Source organism: Alistipes finegoldii DSM 17242 (assembly GCF_000265365.1).
GTDB classification, from domain to species: Bacteria; Bacteroidota; Bacteroidia; order Bacteroidales; family Rikenellaceae; genus Alistipes; species Alistipes finegoldii.
Genome location: NC_018011.1, coordinates 1,638,441 through 1,657,839, shown reverse-complemented (window position 1 = coordinate 1,657,839; position 19,399 = coordinate 1,638,441). Strand labels below are relative to the sequence as shown.

Here is a 19,399-nt window from a genome sequence, read left to right as displayed (position 1 = left end):
TTTGCTTTTTTTTAGCCTAAAAATTACTAATTTTGACAGAAATTAGTAATACTGTATCTGTTTTTATGGCAAAAGAATTCAAGCGTTATCTCGTTACCTCGGCTCTTCCCTATGCCAACGGTCCGGTGCATATCGGCCATCTGGCGGGAGTTTACATACCTTCGGACATTTATACCCGTTACCTGCGGCTCAGGGGCCGCGACGTGATTTCGGTCTGCGGAAGCGATGAACACGGCGTGCCAATCACCATCAAGGCCCGCAAGGAGGGGGTGACGCCGCAGCAGATCGTGGACCGTTACCACAATATGATCAAAAAGTCGTTCGAGGGGCTGGGAATGTCGTTCGACATCTATTCGCGGACTTCGTCGGCGACGCATGCCAAGACCGCTTCGGAATTTTTCCGCAAGTTGTACGACGAGGGGAAGTTCATCGAGCAGACTTCGATGCAGTATTACGACGAGGAGACGCAGACGTTCCTCGCAGACCGTTATATCGTCGGCACCTGTCCCAAATGCGGCAACGACCGCGCTTACGGCGACCAGTGCGAGAAGTGCGGCTCTACCCTCTCGCCCGACGAGTTGATCGATCCGCACAGCGCCGTGTCGGGTTCCGTGCCCGTGAAGCGTGAGACGAAACACTGGTATCTGCCGCTGGATCAGTACGAAGGATTCCTGCGCGAGTGGATTCTCGAAGGGCACAAAGAGTGGAAAAGCAATGTTTACGGACAGTGCAAGAGCTGGCTGGACGGAGGTTTGCAGCCCCGTGCCGTAAGCCGCGACCTCGATTGGGGCATTCCCGTACCGGTGGAGGGCGCCGAAGGGAAGGTGCTTTATGTCTGGTTCGACGCTCCGATCGGTTATATATCTGCTACAAAGGACCTTACACCCGATTGGGAGACCTATTGGAAGTCGGAGGACACCAAGATGGTTCATTTTATCGGCAAAGACAATATCGTTTTCCACTGCATCGTCTTCCCGTCGATGCTCAAGGCGCACGGCGGCTATATCCTGCCCGAAAACGTGCCGGCGAATGAGTTCCTGAATCTCGAAGGCGACAAGATTTCGACCTCGCGCAACTGGGCCGTGTGGTTGCACGAATACCTCGAAGAGTTTCCGGGCAAGGAGGATGTGCTTCGTTACGTACTCTGCGCCAATGCGCCTGAAACCAAGGACAACGACTTTACGTGGAAGGATTTTCAGGCCCGCAACAACAACGAGCTGGTTGCCGTTCTGGGCAATTTCGTGAATCGCGCGCTGGTGCTGACCCGGAAATATTACGACGGGGAAGTTCCGGCCTGCGGCGAACTGAATGACTATGACCGCCAGACTGTCGGCGAGGTGGCTGCGGTGAAGGCGTCGCTGGAGTCCAATATCGAACATTACCATTTCCGCGAAGCGCTGAAAGACGCCATGAATATCGCCCGCATCGGTAACAAGTACCTTGCGGATACCGAGCCGTGGAAAGTCGTCAAGACCGATCCCCAACGTGTCGGGACGATTCTCAACATCGCGTTGCAGATCACGGCCAATACGGCCATTGCGATCGAACCTTTCATGCCCTTCTCCGCCGCGAAGATACTGAAGATGCTCTCTGTCGAGAAATTCGGATGGGAACAGTTGGGGACGATGGATCTGATTGCCGCCGGGCATAAGATCGGGGAACCGGTTTTGCTGTTCGAGAAAATCGAAGACGACGTGATTCAGCGCCAGCTGGACAAACTTGCGGCGACCAAAGAGGCCAACGCAGCGGCTGAGGCAGCGCAACAGGTTGAACCTCAGAAAGATGCGATAAGTTTCGACGATTTTCAGAAAATGGATATCCGAGTTTCGACGATTCTTGCGGCCGAAAAGGTGGCGAAAACGAAGAAACTGTTGAAATTGACGGTCGATACGGGTATAGATCAGCGTGAAATAGTATCAGGAATCGCCGAATACTTCACGCCTGAGGAGTTGGTCGGACGTCAGGTGCTCGTGTTGGTCAATCTGCAACCCCGCGAATTGAAGGGGATTTTGTCGCGCGGTATGATTCTGATGGCCGAGGATGCCTCCGGAAAACTGCGTCTGCTGAGCCCGAATGAGGCGACGAACAGCGGCGCCGTCGTGGGATAATGTTGTAAAACCTTTAAAACTTATTATAATGGAAAATATGGATTGGGGTGCCTTGGGATTCGATTATCGCAAGACCGACGCAAACGTTCGCTATTATTATACGGACGGCAAATGGAGTGAGATGGAGGTCACGGGCGACGAGTATATCAAGATACACATGTCGGCGTCGTGTCTGCATTACGGTATCGAGCTGTTCGAAGGGCTGAAAGCCTTTCGGGGCGTCGATGGGAAAGTCCGTCTTTTCCGTGTAGAGGAGAACGCCAAGCGGTTGCAGTCTTCGGCGGAACGTCTTTGCCTTCCCGTCCCGACGATCGAAATGATCGTCAAGGCCTGCGTCGAAGTGGTTAAACGTAACGAAAAATATATTCCTCCCTATGGTACCGGCGCATCACTCTATCTGCGTCCCGTTATGTTCGGTACGACTGCCGGATTGGGGGTCAAACCTGCCAAGGATGCTTTGCTGATCGTTTATTGCTCTCCCGTGGGTGCTTATTTCAAAGACGGCATCAAGCCTATCTCCGTTGCCATAGACCGTGAACAGGACCGCGCTGCTCCACGTGGAACAGGCGACGTGAAGGTCGGCGGCAACTATGCTTCCAGCCTGCTGTCGGGTGAAAACGGCCATAAATTGGGCTATTCGAATATCATGTATCTCGATGCCGCAGAGCATAAGTACATCGAAGAGTGCGGAGCCTGCAATTTCTTCGGTATTAAGGAGGGTAAATATATTACGCCAAAATCCTCTTCTGTATTGCCTTCCATCACCAACAAGAGTCTGCGGCAGTTGGCGCGAGATATGGGGCTTGAGGTCGAAGACCGTCTGATTCCTGTAGAGGAGCTTCCTACCTTCGAGGAGTGCGGCGGCTGCGGAACGGCGGCTGTTATCTCCCCTATCGGGAAGATTTTCGATATGCAGACGAATGATATTTATGAATATGGCACTGAAGTAGGTAAGGTTTGTATGGAACTTTACACACGTCTTCAGGATATTCAATACGGTCGTGCCGAGGATAAGTATAATTGGTGTACAATTGTAGAGTGATATTCTCTTTATTTGAATCAAAAAGGCCGCTCATTCGAGCGGCCTTTTAAGTTTGTTCCACGTGGAACTATGTGTTGTGGTTTGTGATCATATAGGGGTTTGTGTTCACTAAATTGCTCCACGTGGAACTGTGTTGAGCACTTTTGGTTTTATCTTCCGAATTTCACCAACAATACATTGACGTCAGCCGGGGAAACTCCCGGAATCCGGGACGCCTGCCCTATTGTTGCCGGGCGTATCCGGGTCAGTTTCTGACGGGCTTCTATCGTCAGCGAGTTCATCGAATGAAAGTCGAAATCTTCGGGAATGCGAATGTTTTCGAGTCTGTGAAGCTTTTCTGCGATGAATTTTTCACGTTCTATATAGCCTTTGTATTTTATTTGAATTTCGGCTTCTTCGATTGCTTCGGCTGAAATGTTGTTGTCCGAGATGAATTTTCGGAGTTTTAGAAGTGCTTCCGAGAGGGATTCGAACGTAACATTATTGCGCATCAGTATGTCGTATAGCTTCCTTCCCTGAGTTAAAGGTTCCGAATTTACCGATTCTAAATAGTCGTTAATTTCGGCTGCTTTGATGCTCTGCCGGCGGGCGAAGGAAATAAGCGATTCTACGGATGCTTTTTTTTCGGTGAAATGGGCGTATCTTTTTTGTGAAATCAGCCCTATTTTATATCCGATCGGAGTAAGTCTGAGATCCGCATTGTCCTGCCGGAGCAAAATGCGGTATTCGGCACGCGAGGTAAACATGCGGTAGGGTTCGTCCACGCCTTTGGTAACGAGATCGTCGATCAGTACTCCGATGTAGGCTTCGTCGCGCTGCAATACCACGGCTTCTTCCCCTTTCAGCGCCCGGTGTGCGTTGATTCCGGCTATGAGTCCCTGCGCCGCGGCCTCTTCGTATCCGGTCGTTCCGTTGACCTGACCTGCGAAATACAAGCCGGAAACGAGTTTCGTTTCGAGCGAATGGTGCAGTTGCGTAGGCGGAAAATAGTCGTATTCGATGGCGTAACCGGGGCGGAATATGTGCAAATCTTCGAATCCCCGGATTTTGTGCAGCGCTTCCCACTGTATGTCCCAAGGCAGCGACGATGAAAATCCGTTGAGATAATATTCGTTGGTCGACTCGCCTTCGGGCTCCAGAAAGAGCTGGTGCTGATCCTTGTCGGCAAAGGTCCGGAGCTTGTCTTCGATGCTGGGACAGTAGCGGGGACCTATTCCTTTGATCGTTCCGTTGAACAGAGGCGAACGGTCGAAACCGGTGCGCAGCAGGTCGTGCACCTCGGCCGAAGTGTAGACCAGAAAACAAGGCAGTTGATGCTTAACAGGTTGTGTATCAGGTGAAAAAGAGAACTTGTCCGGATTTTCGTCGCCGTATTGCGGTTCGAGCGATTCGAAGTCGATCGTGCGTGCGTCGAGACGCGCCGGAGTGCCTGTTTTCATGCGTCCCGTTTCGAATCCTATGGCGCGCAGGGATTCCGTGATTCCGTGCGAAGCGGCATCCCCCGCCCTGCCCCCTTCGGCGTGCGAAGTGCCGCAGTGCATCATTCCTCCGAGAAAGGTTCCCGAAGTCAGCACGACGGCGCGGCAGGCGAACTCGATGCCCATTTGGGTCCTTACTCCCTTTATGCGGGGTTTGACCCCGGCGGTGTCGAAGAGGAGCTCCGTCGCCGCATCCTGCCAGATGTAGAGGTTCACGGTGTTTTCGAGCGTGTGCCGCCATTGGGCCGAGAAGCGCGATTTGTCGCACTGGGCGCGCGGACTCCACATGGCGGCGCCCTTCGAACGGTTGAGCATCCGGAACTGGATGGTCGTGAGGTCCGTGATGCGGCCCATTTGTCCGCCCAAAGCGTCTATCTCTCTGACAATCTGACCTTTGGCGACTCCGCCGACTGCCGGGTTGCAGGACATCGAGGCCATTTTGGTCATATCCATCGTAAGCAGCAGCGTGCGCGAGCCGAGACGCGCGGCGGCCGAGGCCGCTTCGCATCCGGCGTGTCCGCCGCCGATGACGATAATATCGTATTCTAAAATCATTGCTCTGTTCTCAATTCTTGTTTGGTTCTCCGGCTGGGGGCGTTTTTTCGGCCCTGCCCTGCCGGAATCGCACGCAAAAGACGGCTGTTATTGCTCCTCCCAGAACTTCAGGTATTTGTCCTCTTTGCGGTGCATCTGCGCGTTGGTGCGGGGGGTTTTGTCGCCCTGACCGCAGAGGTGCAGTACGCCGTGGACCACTACCCTGCGCATCTCCTGAAGCGTCGAGAATCCGTACAGCCGGGCGTTGTCGGCGACGGTTTCGACGTCGATGAAGATGTCGCCCGAAATCACGCGGGCGCCTTTGCGGTCGCTGTAGTCGAACGTGATGACGTCGGTGAAATAGTCGTGCCCCAAGTACTGGCGGTTCATCTCCAGCAGCCGCTGCGCCGAACAGAAGATATAACTCACATCGCCCAGTTCATACCCTTCCGCTTCGGCGACCCGGCGGAGCCACTCCGCGGTCAGCCGTTTTTGGGGCAGCCGGTAGCTGCAATCGTCCGTATAATATTTGACAGCCATTTTTTCGTATTTTTCAGATTTTACGTCCTTCCTCCTTCGTCCGGGGTGTTTCGCTGCTGAGGACGCGGATTTCCGGCGCTGGACGGAGATTTTCGGCGTTGGGGACACGGATTTCCGGTGCTGGACGGAGATCCGGCCACTGCCGGAATCGGGTGTCTGCCTGCGGATGCCGGCAGCAGGTTTCGGGAAACCGCACCGTCGCATGTCGTCCTCATGTTATTTTTTGAAACAGTTCTCGGCACGGAGCTTCTGGCCCGGATTCGGCGGATAGATGCCGAAGACGAGTTTGTACTCCGTTTCCATGGTCATGATGTTCACCGCCGAACCTATGGTGCCCAACTGTGCGTTTCTGGCTACTTTCTGGCCCTTCTCGACGCAGATCGACCCCATGTTGGCATAGGAGGTTATATATTCGCCGTGAGCCACGTAAACGTCGTATTTGTTGGTTATGCGGTTGCGCTTGACGTCCACGACCTTGCCGTCATAGATCGAAATGACGTGCGCCCCCTTGGGACCCGTGATTTCGGCCATGTTCTCCTTGTAGCGCTTCACGCGGCCCGCCGTGACGGGGAGCCGCAGGCCCGTGGTCTTGGTCGAGAACGAATCGCCCTCCTTGTTGCCCTTGGTCAGTTTGCGCAGTTCGCCGATGGCCACGTCGAGCTGCTGCTCCTGCGATATTTTGCGCTGGAGGGCCGTTTTCTCCTTCTGGGAGAGCTGCCGGATGCTGGTGCGGGCGTTGCGGGCGTCGCGTTCGAGCTTCTGTTTCTGGGCTTTCAGTTTGAGCGTTACCGAGTCGAGCGACCGTTTGCGGCGGTCGAGCAGCTCCTTCTCCTCGGCGACCTGCTTCGAGAGCGCCGCGATGTCCTGCAGTTTGCGTTCGCGCATCGACGCCACTTCCCGCAGGTTGGTGAGCTTGCGGGCCATGTCGGCGAAGTCGCGCGACGAGAAGATATAGGTCAGATAATTGTTGTGCCGGTAGTTGCGATAGGCTTCGCGCACCATTTCGGCGTATTGGGTACGGTTGCGGTCCAGCGATCTGCCGAGGTCTCCGGCGACGCTGTCCGTGCGGTCGATCTCCCCGCGCAGCAGGCGGGCCTGCTTCTCGGTCTCTTCGAGCAGCTGGTTCCGCGAATCTATCTGGCGTGCCAGACGCCGTATGCGCTCCTCGGTGGCGGCGCGGCCCTCCTTGAGCTTCGAAATCTCCCGCTCCTCGGCGGCGATTTTCTGCTCCAGTGCCGCGATAACCCGCTTCTGCTGTTCGATCTTGCGGTCGGCCTGAGCGGAGGGCGCAAGGGCGGCGAACAGCAGGAAAAGGGTCAGTATGCAGCTTTTCGTCGGCTTCATCGCATTTGCAGGGTTACTCTTTTTTCGCTTTGCTTTCCGTTATCCGGCGTTCGATGCGCCCGGCGTCGTAGCCCTTTTCGAGGGCTTTGCGCCAGTATATCTCGGCCATGAAATTCTCGCCCAGCGCCTTCAGTATGTCGCCGTAGTGGACCAGCAGCGCGGCGCTTTCCTGTGCGTCGAGGGCGACGGCCTGCTGCATGATTTTCCGGGCTTCGTCCACACGTCCCAGTTTGAAGAGCACCCAAGCGTGGGTGTCGAGGTAGGTGGGGTTGTTGTCCGTGAGGGCCGTGGCGCGGCTGGCCATGGCGAGCGCCTTTTCCAGATCGCGCTCCTCAAGCGAGAGGAAATAGGCGTAGTTGTTCAGCACCATGGCGTTGTCGGGATCGTAGCGCAGGCTCCTGTCATAGGCTTTGTAGCACTGCTTCATGGCCGAACGGAACGAACCCTTGCGGCTGATGAGCACGAAATCCTCTTCGTCGCCGGACTCCCCCGCCGCGGCTTTCTGGTGCCATGTGTCGCCGATCAGCCCCCAGATCGCGCCGCGCAGCGAATCGGTGCGGGCGTAACGGAGCGACTGCTGATAGGCTTTTATCGCTTTGTCGTACTCTTTGGTGTAATTCAGCACGTGGCCTTTCGAGAGCTGGAAGTCGATCTCTCCGGGGAAAAGCTCCAGCGCCCGGTTGATGTAGAGGGCCGCCGAGTCGGGATGCTGGAGATAGCTCTCGATGTCGATCACCGACCGGTAGTAGCTTTCGACGGGCGGCTGGTCGTCGAGGTGGAGTTTGTAGAGCGCCAGCGCCTGCTCCAGTTCGCCTGAGGCGATCAGGTGCTTGGCGTAGAGTTCCACCACGCGCCGGTCCTGCGGATAGCGCACGGCCAGCGTCGAGGCCAGCGCGTTGAGCTGGATGTAGTATTCGCGGTAGAACCGCATGTCGGAGGTGAGCTGCTCGAAGCGTTTGATCTTGGCGTCGAGCGGCATCTGGTCCGAGTCGAAGAGCCGCTGGGTGACGTTGAGTACCGACCGGTAATCGCGGCGGCCGTTGTAGTAGTCGGCCAGCGACATCAGCGTGGCGACGTCGGTCGAGTCGATCTGCATGGCACGGTCGTACTCCGCCATGGCCAGCGAGTCCTTGTTCAGAATCGCATAGAGGTCGGCCAGCACCACATGGTGCTGCGCTTCGTAGGGAGCGGCTTCGACCATGGCCTTGGCTTCGTCGACGGCTTTGTCCAGCTGCCGCGTGGAGATCAGCAGTTGGCGTTTCATCGCGCTCAGCATCGGGATGCGCCCGAAGCGGAGTTCCGCCGAGTCGAGCGTGGCGATGGCCGAATAGGGCTGCTGGACCTGCTCGTAGAGCGCCGCCAGAAGCCGGTAGTTGTCGGGGTTCTGCGGATCTGCGGCGCGCAGGCGCTTGTAGACGCCGAGGGCTTCGGGGTAACGCTGGGCGAAGATCAGGGCCTGTCCGAGGAACTGGTGATACCATTTGTTCGTCGTGTCGAGCCGGTAGGCGCGGCGGGCCAGCTCCACCGCCTCGTCGGGCGTGGAGTACATGCCGTTGGTCGCCATTTCGTAATAAGCCGGCGCGTAGGTCGAATCGGCGCGGATCGCCTCGGTGAGATATTCCCGCGCCCGGACCGTATCGTGAAAAATGGTATTCTGTTTGATGCCCTCGGTATAGAGCCAGACGCTGCGCAGCGAATCGGGGTAACTGCCGGGTACGGTCGCGGCGGGACCCTTCCCCGCGGCGAAAGCCGTGCAGAAGAGTACGCAGAGTGCCGTTGTCGCTGTCAGACGCTTCATGGATCGCGGTTTTAGAGTGCCGTGTCGAACTGGTGGAGGAACCGCACGTCGTTTTCGAAATAGAGACGCAGGTCCTTCACGCCGTATTTGAGCATTGCGATGCGCTCAATACCCATGCCGAAGGCGAATCCCGAATATTTTTCGGGGTCTATGTTGTTTGCTTTCAGTACGTTGGGATCGACCATGCCGCAGCCCATGATTTCGAGCCAGCCCGTGCCCTTGCAGACCGGACAGCCCTTGCCGCCGCAGAGGTTGCACGACACGTCCACCTCGGCCGAAGGCTCGGTGAAGGGGAAGTACGAGGGACGCATGCGGATGACGGTCTGTTCGCCGAAGACCTCCTTGGCGAAGTAGAGCAGCGACTGCTTCATGTCGGCGAACGAGACTCCTTCGTCGATGTAGAGTCCTTCGATCTGGTGGAAGATGCAGTGCGCGCGGTAGGAGATGGCTTCGTTGCGGAAGACGCGGCCGGGGCAGATGACGCGGATGGGCGGCTTCTGGTGCTCCATGGTGCGCACCTGAATCGACGAGGTGTGCGTGCGCAGCAGGATGTCGGGATTCTTCTCGATGAAGAAGGTGTCCTGCATGTCGCGCGCCGGGTGTTCGGGCGGGAAGTTGAGCGCCGAGAAGACGTGCCAGTCGTCCTCGATTTCGGGACCGTCGGCGACGGTGTAGCCCAGCCGCGAGAAGACCTCGACGATCTGGTTCTTGACCAGCGAAATCGGATGGCGCGAACCGAGTTGTTCGGCCGAACCGGGGCGGGTCATGTCTTCGGTTGCGGCGCCGTCGTCGGAGGCTGCGTCCTGCAGCTGTTCGCGCAGGCTGTTGATGCGGTCGAGCGCCGTGGTTTTGAGTTTGTTGAGCTGCTGGCCTAGCTCGCGTTTGAGTTCCGGAGCCACCGTTTTGAAATCTTCCATCAGGGCGTTCAGTTCGCCTTTCTTGCCGAGGATTTTGATGCGGAATTCCTCGATCTCGGCCGCTGCCTTGGGGTTAAACTCTTCGACACGTCGGAGGAGTTCATTGATTTTGTCGGTCATATTTTGTTTGTTTACGCTTTTTCCCTACTTTTACCACTCGTATAACGTGCAAAGTTATAAAAAAATTGAGATATGTTGCGTAAAACCCTCTCATTTATCTCGGTGCTGCTGCTGGGCGCAGGGGCTGCCGGGGCGCAGAATCCGGAGACTCCGGCTGCGCGGCCCCGTACGGTGGGCGTCGTGATGAGCGGCGGCGGCGCAAAGGGGCTTTACCATATCGGCGTTTTGGAAGCGCTCGAAGAGAACGGCGTGCCGATCGACTACGTGGCCGGAACCTCGATGGGTTCGATCATCGCCGCGATGTACGCCGCGGGCTATTCGCCCGCCGAGATGCGCGAGATCGTTGCGTCGGGCGTGGTCAAGGACTGGGTTTCGGGGCGCATCGACCCCCGCTATACTCCCTATTACCGGCAGATCGGGCACAATCCGGCGTTTCTGAGCGTGCGTATGAACGTGGGAGGCGCCGGCAAGCGGTTCCGGGTGACGAACCTGCTCTCCTCGACGCCGATCGACATGGCGCTGACGGAGCTTTTCGCGCCGGCGACGGCAGCCGCCGAGGGCGATTTCGACCGCCTGATGGTGCCTTTCCTGTGCGTTTCGAGCGACATGAACGCCCGCGAACCCGTGGTGATGCGCAACGGCGACCTGAGCGAAGCGGTGCGTTCGTCGATGTCCATTCCGCTGGTTTTCAAACCGATGAAGAAGGATTCGATGCTGCTCTACGACGGTGGCATCTACGATAACTTTCCGTGGCGGCCCCTCGACGTGGGATTCCGCCCCGATCTGATCGTGGGCAGTATCTGCACCGCGGGAAACGCCCCGCCGAGCGAAAACAGCAGCATCCTCGATCAGGCTTTCATGCTGGCGATGCACGACACCGACTACGACCTGCCCAAAGGGCGCAGCGTGACGGTGCGCCGCGCCGTGGATGTCAACATGCTCGATTTCAACAGCGCCGTGGCGATCATGGACGCCGGCTATGCCGATGCGACGGCGGCCATGCCGCAGATACTGGAACGCGTTTCCGAACGCTGGTCGCCCGAACGTTACGCCGAGCGACGCGAGGAGTTCCGTGCCAAATGGCCGCCGCTGTGGTTCAGCGACTATAAGCTGGAGGGGCTGGCCGAAGCGCCGGAGTCTTACATCCGCGACTTCGTGAAGGTGGACCGGCGCACGCCCGGACGCCAGCGCCCGATGGGATTCGAAGAGCTGCGCGACAACTTGTATGCGGTGCTCGCCGGCGGCGATTTCACGATGGATTTCCCGCATGTGCGCTACGACTCGCTCCGGGGGAGCTATTCGTTCGCCGCGCAGTTCCACACCAAGCCAAACTTCAAACTGACCATCGGCGGCAACATCTCCTCCACGGCCTTCAACCAAGCCTATATCGGCGTCAACTACGAGACGATCGGCCGCGTGGGCCAGCAGCTGGGCGCCGATCTCTATCTGGGGCCGATCTATACGTGGGGCGCGATCGGCGGACGTACGGATTTCTACATGTGGAAGCCGGTGTTCCTCGACTACTCCTATAATTTCGCGGTGCGCAACTTCCGGCACGGCGCCTTCGGCAACCTCACCAAGATCGACAACACCCAGCAGGTCAAGAACAGCGAGAGCTTCTTCTCGGTGGCCGCCGGCATGCCCCTCGCCCACCGCGGGGTCTTCCTGCTCCGCGCCAACGGCGGACACATCAATTACAGATACGATTCCGACGTGCTTTTCGCCGACGACACCGACCATTCGCGCTATTCGTTCTTCGGTCTCAAGGCCGAGCTGGCCCGCAACACCCTCGACAAGTTCCTCTATCCGCGCAAAGGCTCCGACATGCGGCTTTCGGGCATTTTCGTGACGGGCCGCGACAAGTACGAGCCTTTCAATGCCGACCGGTTCCTGTCGCGGACCACCCGCCGGTGGGTCGGGGCGCGTTTCACGTGGGACAAGTATTTCGACATGCCCGGCACGGGGTGGTTCTCGCTGGGCGTCAACGTCGACGGCGTGATTACCAACCATCCCGAATTCACCACGGGAGGCGCGACGCTGATGTCGATGCCTGCCTATACGCCGGTTTCGCATGCGCAGATGATCTACATGCCCGACTTCCGGGGCAAGCGTTTCGTCGCGGGCGGCGTGATGCCGACCTTCGACCTGATGCCCAACTTCTTCTTCCGCACGGGTTTCTATACGATGTTCCGCGCCAAACGCGACTATGTGCCCGGATCGCTGAGCACGACCGCGGACGAACGCTGGCACTATATCGCCGAGGCGTCGCTGGTCTATCACACCCCGATCGGTCCGGTGAGTCTCGCGCTCACGAAATACGACCTGCGTAACTGGAAGAACATGTACCTGACGTTCAACTTCGGCTATGCGATCTTCGCCCCGAAGGGAACCTTCTATTGACGGCCCGCGGGGTGGAGCGGCCCCTGCCGGCGAAGCGCCGGCGGAAGGATTTCCGGCCTTCCGGACCCGGTTCCGCATCATTTTTTCTGTTATCGGAATAACAGATTTCTAAAATATTTATGTAATTCTGGAAAACTTCTGTTAGTACCTTATACAAAGGACTTTGGGATAATTACCCGTTTTTGAGGTAACGACTTGGCAACGGTACAATCTGCTGCGTTCTACCTTGAATTGCTTTCAAGTAACTCGTTTCTGTGTACAAAAATAATAGAATAGTCCGATGCACACAAGGTACATCAAAGAAAAAGTTCGACTATTTGTTTAGTTTGTTTAATCGCATTACAATCGAAGTTTGACTTCTACCCATTTTGTTTGCAATATATTTGACACTCTTACCTTCATTGTGCAGTTTCAATAAAAATTGGTCTGCTCTTCTTGTCCATCTTTTATTGGCGTTAGGGTGCTTTACATAGCTTTCTTCTGACACCTTTTCGGGGTGCAAGAATTCATCCACAAATACAGACGGGAAACGCTTATCGTATAATACAAGCGTTTTTATCTTAGCCCTTGTTATTGCAACATAGAATAATCTTCTTTCTTCTCCGTATGGGAATTGGTCGCTCTTAGTGAGCACATAGTTAAGCACAGGGTCGTCACTCACCTGTGATGGGAAACCGTATGTATCTTTATTGCATTGTAAGAGTATTACATAATTCGCTTCAAGACCTTTTGACTTATGTACGGTTAAAAACTCTATTTTTCGTCCTCCTATCACATAGTAGAATCTATTACCCTCTTTAATTGATTGGTACATAAAAGAGAGGTAGTAATCATCAAAAGAGTAACGCCCCAATAGGAATATTGATTTATCCGATGGAATAGAAGCCACAAGTTGCCCTATCGTATTGCAGTAATCTCGTCTATCATAAGCATAGAATTCCAACTCGGTTCTCATTTCTGAGCTGAACGAATGGATATTCTTTTGTATTTGGGCTTTATTGCGTTGTATAAAGTTCGACGATAAAGAAACCAAAGGCTCTCCAAACCTGTATGTAGTTTCAATCTTGTTTATCTCCGTTGCTCCAAAATATTCGGGGAATTGATTGAATAGAGCCATATCACTTCCCGAAAAACGATAAATAGACTGCCAATCATCACCCACACAATACAACTTTGCAGGAGGATTACCCTCTCGCAATACTTTCAAGAAGTTGTAACGGTCAACAGAAATATCTTGAAACTCATCCACTATGATATAATCATATTCAACAGGGTGTGAAGTACGACATATCTCAGTGGCTTGAAGAATAGCATCGGTAAAATCAATTTGGTCACTATCGCTTAACGCATTTATGTAGTGTTCATATACAGGTTGAAATATATTCTTGATGATAAACACACTTCGTTCATCATCTGCATTTTTGGCTTGTTTCAAAACCTCTTTAACTGATTTACAACTTGATTTTACCAATGTAACGAAAGTAACAACAAGTCGTATAAACGCCTTTTCCTGCTTGCTACCTTTGGGTAGTACTAAATCGTATAACTCCTCATCGGTCTTTTCTTGAATTGGTACACCTGCTTCAGCTAATAGTTTACGGAGTTTATCCCTAATATCAGAATAATGGAAATCTGCACTTGATGTCACTAAAAGTTGTGTACCAAATTTCTCGTGAGCCGCTTTTTTCCAAGTTATACCATCATTGTATTTCTGATTGGCTTCTTCGTAGGTTATACCCTTGTCTTTTGCGAACCAAGCAGGAACAAGCCCGTGTTCATCAACTCCGAAATGTTCAAGATAGATGCGTTTGGTTACTCCTCCTTGCTTAAAATATATTGAGAAGTCGGGACGATATTGTGAGTGCATCTCATCTGCTAATTGATGTTCGTATGGTTCTTCATATCTGAATTTCACTCCCAGCGAGGACAAAGCAAAGCATATTTTTTGTTCTTGTTCACTTCTCACATATATGGCTCTGCCGTCCATATCGGGGAACATCGCCTTTAGCTGCACATTCTTTTGCTCTGATAATTGCTCTCGTCTTTCATTCTTGCGTTGTTCCCAATCGGCTTCATTCGTTTGGTAATCAACAAAGTATTCCACTATACTTTTTTTGAAAGACGATTTATCTAACAATTTGTGATATATATTAACAAACAATGAATCTGTATTGTCGCAAATCGATGGTTTTGTGCCTGTTGTTTTGCCTATAATATCAATGGCTAACTTATGGAATGTGTAACCTTTCAATCCATTGGTCGCCATTCTTTCGGTTAGTTCGGCTGCTGCTTTGTTGGTATAACTGATAAGTAAAATTCTTTCAGGTGCGATACCCTTGATTTCGGTGAGATATTTAACCTTACCGACAATTGAAGAGGTTTTACCACTACCTGCACTGCTGACTACTAAACAATTATCCTCTTCTGAAACTATTGAGCGTCTTTGTTGCTTGTCTAATGGGTATTTTAGGCAATGGTCGAAAAAGTCCCTGTGCGTGTCAAGTAGAAAGGTTATAACACCATCATTATGTTGTTTTACAAGTTTGTTGATTCTTCCAAAGTCGTTAATGAATTTGGATATGGTTTCTGATGGAGTGATGTTAAAGGCTTCAAGTTTCTTCAGAAGTGAATATGCCTCTTGGAAATGTACCTTATAATGATTGATGAAATTTTTTTCTTGCGTTGCGGAGATTACCCTGCCAGAAAAGCCATTATTCAAGTCTGAGGGAATATCTATAAACGCCCTCTCATTAAGAGCCGATAATCTCTCTCTTGCTTGCTCATAATTTGATTTCTCGCTATATGCAGATATATGGTTTAGCTTTTCTGCAAGCTCTTTGGATTTGTTTTTTAGGCGTGTTCGTACCATCGCTATTACAATAACCGAAATAGCAATTATACAAATAACCAAAATAAACGCCCATTGCATATTAAAAAAAAGCAGTTGATAATATTTGCTTTGCATAAAAATTAGCGTACTACGGAAATACGGAATTTATAGCAAAAAATTATTTTCTTTAAAATAATCTATTACATCTTCATCCGAAGTTGCTTCATCTACTGCGTTTAAAATTTTTACGAAGTCCTCAAACTTATCTGTTTCATAACCCCCACAAGTTGTAAATTCTTCATCGCAAAAGAAAATCATTTCTCCCGGAATGGTCATTGAGCCTGCTCCATTAAGACTCCTAAATCTATGGCTTACTGCCCAACCTGTAAATTCTCCTTTGTGATATTTAGCGACATTTTCTTTTAGAAAAGCAAGTTGTTCTGAAAGTTTCTTGGTGTATTTGTTCAAATCAGATTTGGCTTCTTCCTTTTCTTTTTTTGCTCGTGAATACTCTCCACGAGAGTATTGAGAAGAATAACCATTGGGGGCAAAAATATCCATAGAAGATTCTGCTGATTCAATTTTTCTCTCACAGCGATTTATTTTAGATATCAAATTCTTGATTTCATCGCTAATTTTCATAATAGGCTCGATAGTAGTTACATCAATAAACATACTATCAACTCTTGTTGATATTGGCTCATAAGAATCAGGGTGATAGAGATAGTCTTTAAGCGTCTCTTTAACCAATTTCTCAGCTTTTTCCTCGTTAGAGAGTGTACAAGAAGTTATAACTAAAGCGGATAATACTAAAAACTTTTTCATAATCTGTCGTATTATTGGGTTATTTCTCAGGGAATAAACTTGTTAAGGCTCTTCTAATGGCTTGACGGATATCATCAGCTTCTGTTTCGCCTTGTCCTTCTGCTGTACAAGAACATATCATTTCATTAGTTTTTGCAGAGCTAAACTGTATAGTTACTTCTATTGTGTAACCTAAACCTCTATTACGCCTGCCACTCTCACCATAATTGACGATTAGAGTTTCATTAGATAATTCGGGTTTAAGTTCGGGTAATATGATATATCCTTCTTTTATTAGTATTCCTGCTATTACATCACTTGGATTAACACTTTTGGTGGTTGAAGAACCATAGATACCGTATTGCCCACCATATGTACCTCCTGTGCTTGATGTCAATTCCTTTGTTGGGGAAATGTATGCGTATTTATACATTTCAATAGGAGCATTCCTCACTATTACAGGCATTCGAAGTGGTGCACATCCATTCATTAATATAATGGCACAAATAGCTAATAACCATTTTTTTATTACGCTCATACACTACATTTTTTTAATCTCCAGTTCCCAAAGGAATTTAACCTATTAAAGAAGCGTGGAACTGTATGCCACATTCTTTACTTGAAGGTCGTAGGAAACCATAGATGCAGATGTAACAATAGCAGCCCACGCTATATGCGTGAGAACCACTATGCTATCCTTGCATCTAATTGAAAATTTCCTACGTTTTCAAGTACAAGATAAGCATAACGCTTCTTCTTTTTTTCGTATGTCTTGGAAAGAGTTGCCTCAATCCAATACAAAAGTATGAAAAATCCGTGATATACCATTCTACTATCACGGATTTTTTTGATTTACAGTTTCATACTTCTATTCTGTCTTGGCTTCGGTATTCCGATAGCTTCTCTGAACTCATTCATCTTCTTTCTGAACCAGCTCACGTGTGAAACCCCGTCTATCTTGAAATCGAATTTACCGTTTTCATCCTGTTTGATGGAGCAGACGGAATGTCGGGTATCAAAACTTCGGTTAAATTCGGAAGAATAGAGTTCGCCTTTTATCCCGACCTCCTTGAACTCGCACAGTCTTCTGATTATCCCGTCATTAAAGCCCAAACGTTCACGCAGGAAACTTATCACGGGCATCAGCTTCTCCACATACGGAAAGTAGCGTCTGACAAAATCCGCAAACTCCGACAGCTTGCGGTGCTGTTGCTCGTAAGCGTTTCTTATCTCCTGTATCTGCTTGGCTTGTTGCCGTTCCCGTTGTCGGGCTTCGTCTTCAAGTTCAAGGATGCGGTCTTGCAAGTCCTCGTTCCTGCGTTCCAACGATTTCATCTTTCCACTTCCGAAAAGAGAGCCCACACTGCTTGCAAGGGCGGTTGCCGTATCGGTGGCTGCGCTTTTGAGCTTGTCGGTACGGATTTCCGCTTTCACCTGCTTCAGTTCCTCCTGCGCCTTGGCTTTCTTCTCCTGCAACAGTCTGGTTTCAGTTTCGAGGACTTCATTCTTCTTTTTCAAGTCCCTATAATACTGCATGGTGGTGGTGTGCCGTGCTTCCGAACCCCGTACCCCACGCTGCAATCCGTATTTCGCCATCACCCTTGCGTAATTGTCGTGGTAGGCGACCAGGGTCTGGCGGTTGAACAGGTCATCGGCACACAAACGGACGGAATTTGTTTTCTTGCGGTACTTGCGCTTGCCATCAGCCTGTTCTTTCTTGGCTTTGCGCCTTTCACCCGTCACGATGGGAACAACGGCTGCGTGGATGTGCGGAGTCTTCTCGTCCATGTGTAGATGTGCGGCAACCACATTGTCTTTGCCGAATGTGGCTTGCAGCCATTGGATGCTGTCGCTGCACCATTCATCGAGTTCTCCTTTTTCCTGTATGTTCATCATGTCCTCGTGCGTACCCGACAAAACCACCCGAACGACACGGACTTGGTCGTGTGTGATTTTCCGTCTGATGCCTGCCGTGTTCAGCCTGTGGGCAATCGCTTCATCCCTGCCGTGAACGCCATTGGGGTATTCGACAAGCACCCTGTTCAGATGCGTTCTTGTCGGGTCGGCGTTTTTAGGTATTATCTTTCTCTCTATATGGTCGGACTGCGTGGTGTCCGATGTACCCTTTGCTTTCTTTATGTCCAATGAAAAATATCCCATATTATTTCTATTTTTGCGGTTATCGTTATGTCTCTTCTCTCTGCCTGTGACATCGGCTCACAGGGTTTATTATGCAAATGAACCATTGCTGCACTCGGCATAATCCAAACGAGTTTGGCTTCTGCTCTCGTTTGCACAGGGTTTCCAAAGGGATTTCCCTTTGGCTCGATAGGGTGTTTTTAGCGTTACGGAGTAATGCGTGAAGAAAACGCTCTATTAAGCTATGGTATTTCTGTCTAAATACCTTGGGAGAGCGGACGTGCATATTACAGATGAAATCCCCCTTTCTTTTTCGGTGGCTGCATCATCCGTCTTTCGGATTGGACTTGCTTTTTCTCCTTTATCGGCTCTGCCGATTGGGACAAGGGCTTACCGCACAGGTAGTCGTTCAAGTCCTTATAATCACGATAGTACAGCGACTTATCAAGCAGCCGTTCCCCGAACTTCTCTTTCAGCTTCTTGCAGGTGCTCCGTCCAGCCGTGTCGTTATCAAGGAAACAGCCGATTCGGGTGTAGGTCTCCAATATGCTTTCCGCTTTCGCAAGATTGGAAACGGAGTTCAGTATGACATAGTCCTGCGTGTCCAATCGTGGGTATTGCGGATTGTTTCTTACTCGGATGGTAAGGAATGAGAGGTAATCCATGAACCCCTCGAACAGGTAACACATACATCGTTGTCCGTCCTGCTGTCGGATATGGGTGATGTCTTTCGGGGCGACACATCCCTTGAAGTATCTGTTGCGCACTTCATATCCTCCTGCCATGTTCGGAAAGCCGATGGCAAAATAGGGTTTGTCGGCATTCATAAACCGAAGCTCCCTGCATTCTCTTTTGGCAAGTCCGATGTTTATTCCCCTTTCTTGCAGATAGGCTATAAGAGCAGGAGAGGACAACTCACCAACCCTTAATCCCTGATAAGGCTGATTGTCGGAATGCTGTCTGCCAAAAGAGAACGATGCAGGGCGGATGTATGCTGTCCGCTCCCCTATGCGTTTCAGCAGATAGGCTACATCTTCCGAACGGTAGAGTTCCGCTGCCAATGCGAGGATGTTTCCGCCTTTGCCGATGCCGAAGTCGTACCATTTTTCAAGCTCGGTGTTTACCTTGAACGATGCGTCCGTTTCTTCCCGTAGCGGTGATTTATACCACAGGTTCTTGCCTTGTTGCTTTACAGGCGTATAGCCCAGACTTTGCAGATAGTCTGCCAGTTTGATTTGCTTTACATCTTGGATTGTCATATTACATACGGTTTTGAAGTTGATGAAAATTTGTTGATTTGATGAATTGTCAATGTAATATATTTATATACAGCCTCGTAACCTCT

General features: G+C 51.4%; 13 protein-coding genes. 3 read left to right on the top strand and 10 right to left on the bottom strand.

Annotated features, from left to right (window positions below; all coding sequences use genetic code 11):
* Positions 1-65: 65 nt before the first annotated feature.
* Both metG and ALFI_RS07290 read left to right on the top strand, forming a co-directional pair.
* Positions 66-2,108: a methionine--tRNA ligase gene (gene metG / locus ALFI_RS07295; RefSeq protein WP_014775349.1), complete on the top strand. Its 2,043-nt coding sequence runs from the start codon at positions 66-68 to the stop codon at positions 2,106-2,108.
* 28 nt (positions 2,109-2,136) lie between these two features.
* The gene (locus ALFI_RS07290) at positions 2,137-3,150 is read left to right on the top strand and encodes a branched-chain amino acid aminotransferase (protein ID WP_014775348.1); all 1,014 of its coding nucleotides are present in this window, start codon (positions 2,137-2,139) and stop codon (positions 3,148-3,150) included.
* 149 nt (positions 3,151-3,299) lie between these two features.
* Here the strand turns inward: ALFI_RS07290 and mnmG are convergent, their stop codons facing one another.
* The 5 genes from mnmG to pheS all read right to left on the bottom strand — a co-directional run bounded on the left by mnmG (position 3,300) and on the right by pheS (position 9,881).
* Positions 3,300-5,183 carry a tRNA uridine-5-carboxymethylaminomethyl(34) synthesis enzyme MnmG gene (gene mnmG, locus ALFI_RS07285; RefSeq protein WP_009598461.1) on the bottom strand — a complete coding sequence of 628 codons (1,884 nt, stop codon included), beginning with the start codon at positions 5,181-5,183 and terminating at the stop codon, positions 3,300-3,302.
* An 87-nt stretch (positions 5,184-5,270) separates the two neighbouring features.
* Positions 5,271-5,702: an rRNA maturation RNase YbeY gene (gene ybeY, locus ALFI_RS07280; protein WP_009598419.1), complete on the bottom strand. Its 432-nt coding sequence runs from the start codon at positions 5,700-5,702 to the stop codon at positions 5,271-5,273.
* Positions 5,703-5,918: 216 nt separating this feature from the next.
* Entirely contained in the window at positions 5,919-7,046 is a 1,128-nt protein-coding gene (locus ALFI_RS07275; RefSeq protein ID WP_014775347.1) for a murein hydrolase activator EnvC family protein, read from the bottom strand.
* Between the two features lie 13 nt (positions 7,047-7,059).
* On the bottom strand, positions 7,060-8,844 hold the full coding sequence (locus ALFI_RS07270) for a tetratricopeptide repeat protein (protein ID WP_014775346.1): 1,785 nt from the start codon (positions 8,842-8,844) through the stop codon (positions 7,060-7,062).
* An 11-nt stretch (positions 8,845-8,855) separates the two neighbouring features.
* Positions 8,856-9,881: a phenylalanine--tRNA ligase subunit alpha gene (pheS, locus tag ALFI_RS07265; RefSeq protein WP_014775345.1), complete on the bottom strand. Its 1,026-nt coding sequence runs from the start codon at positions 9,879-9,881 to the stop codon at positions 8,856-8,858.
* 72 nt (positions 9,882-9,953) lie between these two features.
* On the opposite strand from pheS, the gene ALFI_RS07260 reads away from it, so the two are divergent.
* Positions 9,954-12,281: a patatin-like phospholipase family protein gene (locus tag ALFI_RS07260; protein WP_014775344.1), complete on the top strand. Its 2,328-nt coding sequence runs from the start codon at positions 9,954-9,956 to the stop codon at positions 12,279-12,281.
* Positions 12,282-12,594: 313 nt separating this feature from the next.
* Here the strand turns inward: ALFI_RS07260 and ALFI_RS07255 are convergent, their stop codons facing one another.
* The 5 genes from ALFI_RS07255 to ALFI_RS07240 form a co-directional block, all read right to left on the bottom strand.
* On the bottom strand, positions 12,595-15,210 hold the full coding sequence (locus tag ALFI_RS07255; protein ID WP_014775343.1) for a UvrD-helicase domain-containing protein: 2,616 nt from the start codon (positions 15,208-15,210) through the stop codon (positions 12,595-12,597).
* 66 nt (positions 15,211-15,276) lie between these two features.
* A complete protein-coding gene (locus ALFI_RS07250; protein WP_005941197.1) occupies positions 15,277-15,936 on the bottom strand; it encodes a hypothetical protein in 660 nt (219 codons plus the stop codon).
* 19 nt (positions 15,937-15,955) lie between these two features.
* The gene (locus ALFI_RS16535) at positions 15,956-16,453 is read right to left on the bottom strand and encodes a hypothetical protein (RefSeq protein ID WP_005941195.1); all 498 of its coding nucleotides are present in this window, start codon (positions 16,451-16,453) and stop codon (positions 15,956-15,958) included.
* 314 nt (positions 16,454-16,767) lie between these two features.
* Positions 16,768-18,075 (bottom strand): MobV family relaxase, encoded by a 1,308-nt coding sequence (gene mobV, locus ALFI_RS07245; protein WP_014775341.1) that lies wholly within the window; start codon positions 18,073-18,075, stop codon positions 16,768-16,770.
* Positions 18,076-18,341: 266 nt separating this feature from the next.
* Positions 18,342-19,313 carry a toprim domain-containing protein gene (locus ALFI_RS07240; protein WP_014775340.1) on the bottom strand — a complete coding sequence of 324 codons (972 nt, stop codon included), beginning with the start codon at positions 19,311-19,313 and terminating at the stop codon, positions 18,342-18,344.
* Between the last annotated feature and the right edge of the window lie 86 nt (positions 19,314-19,399).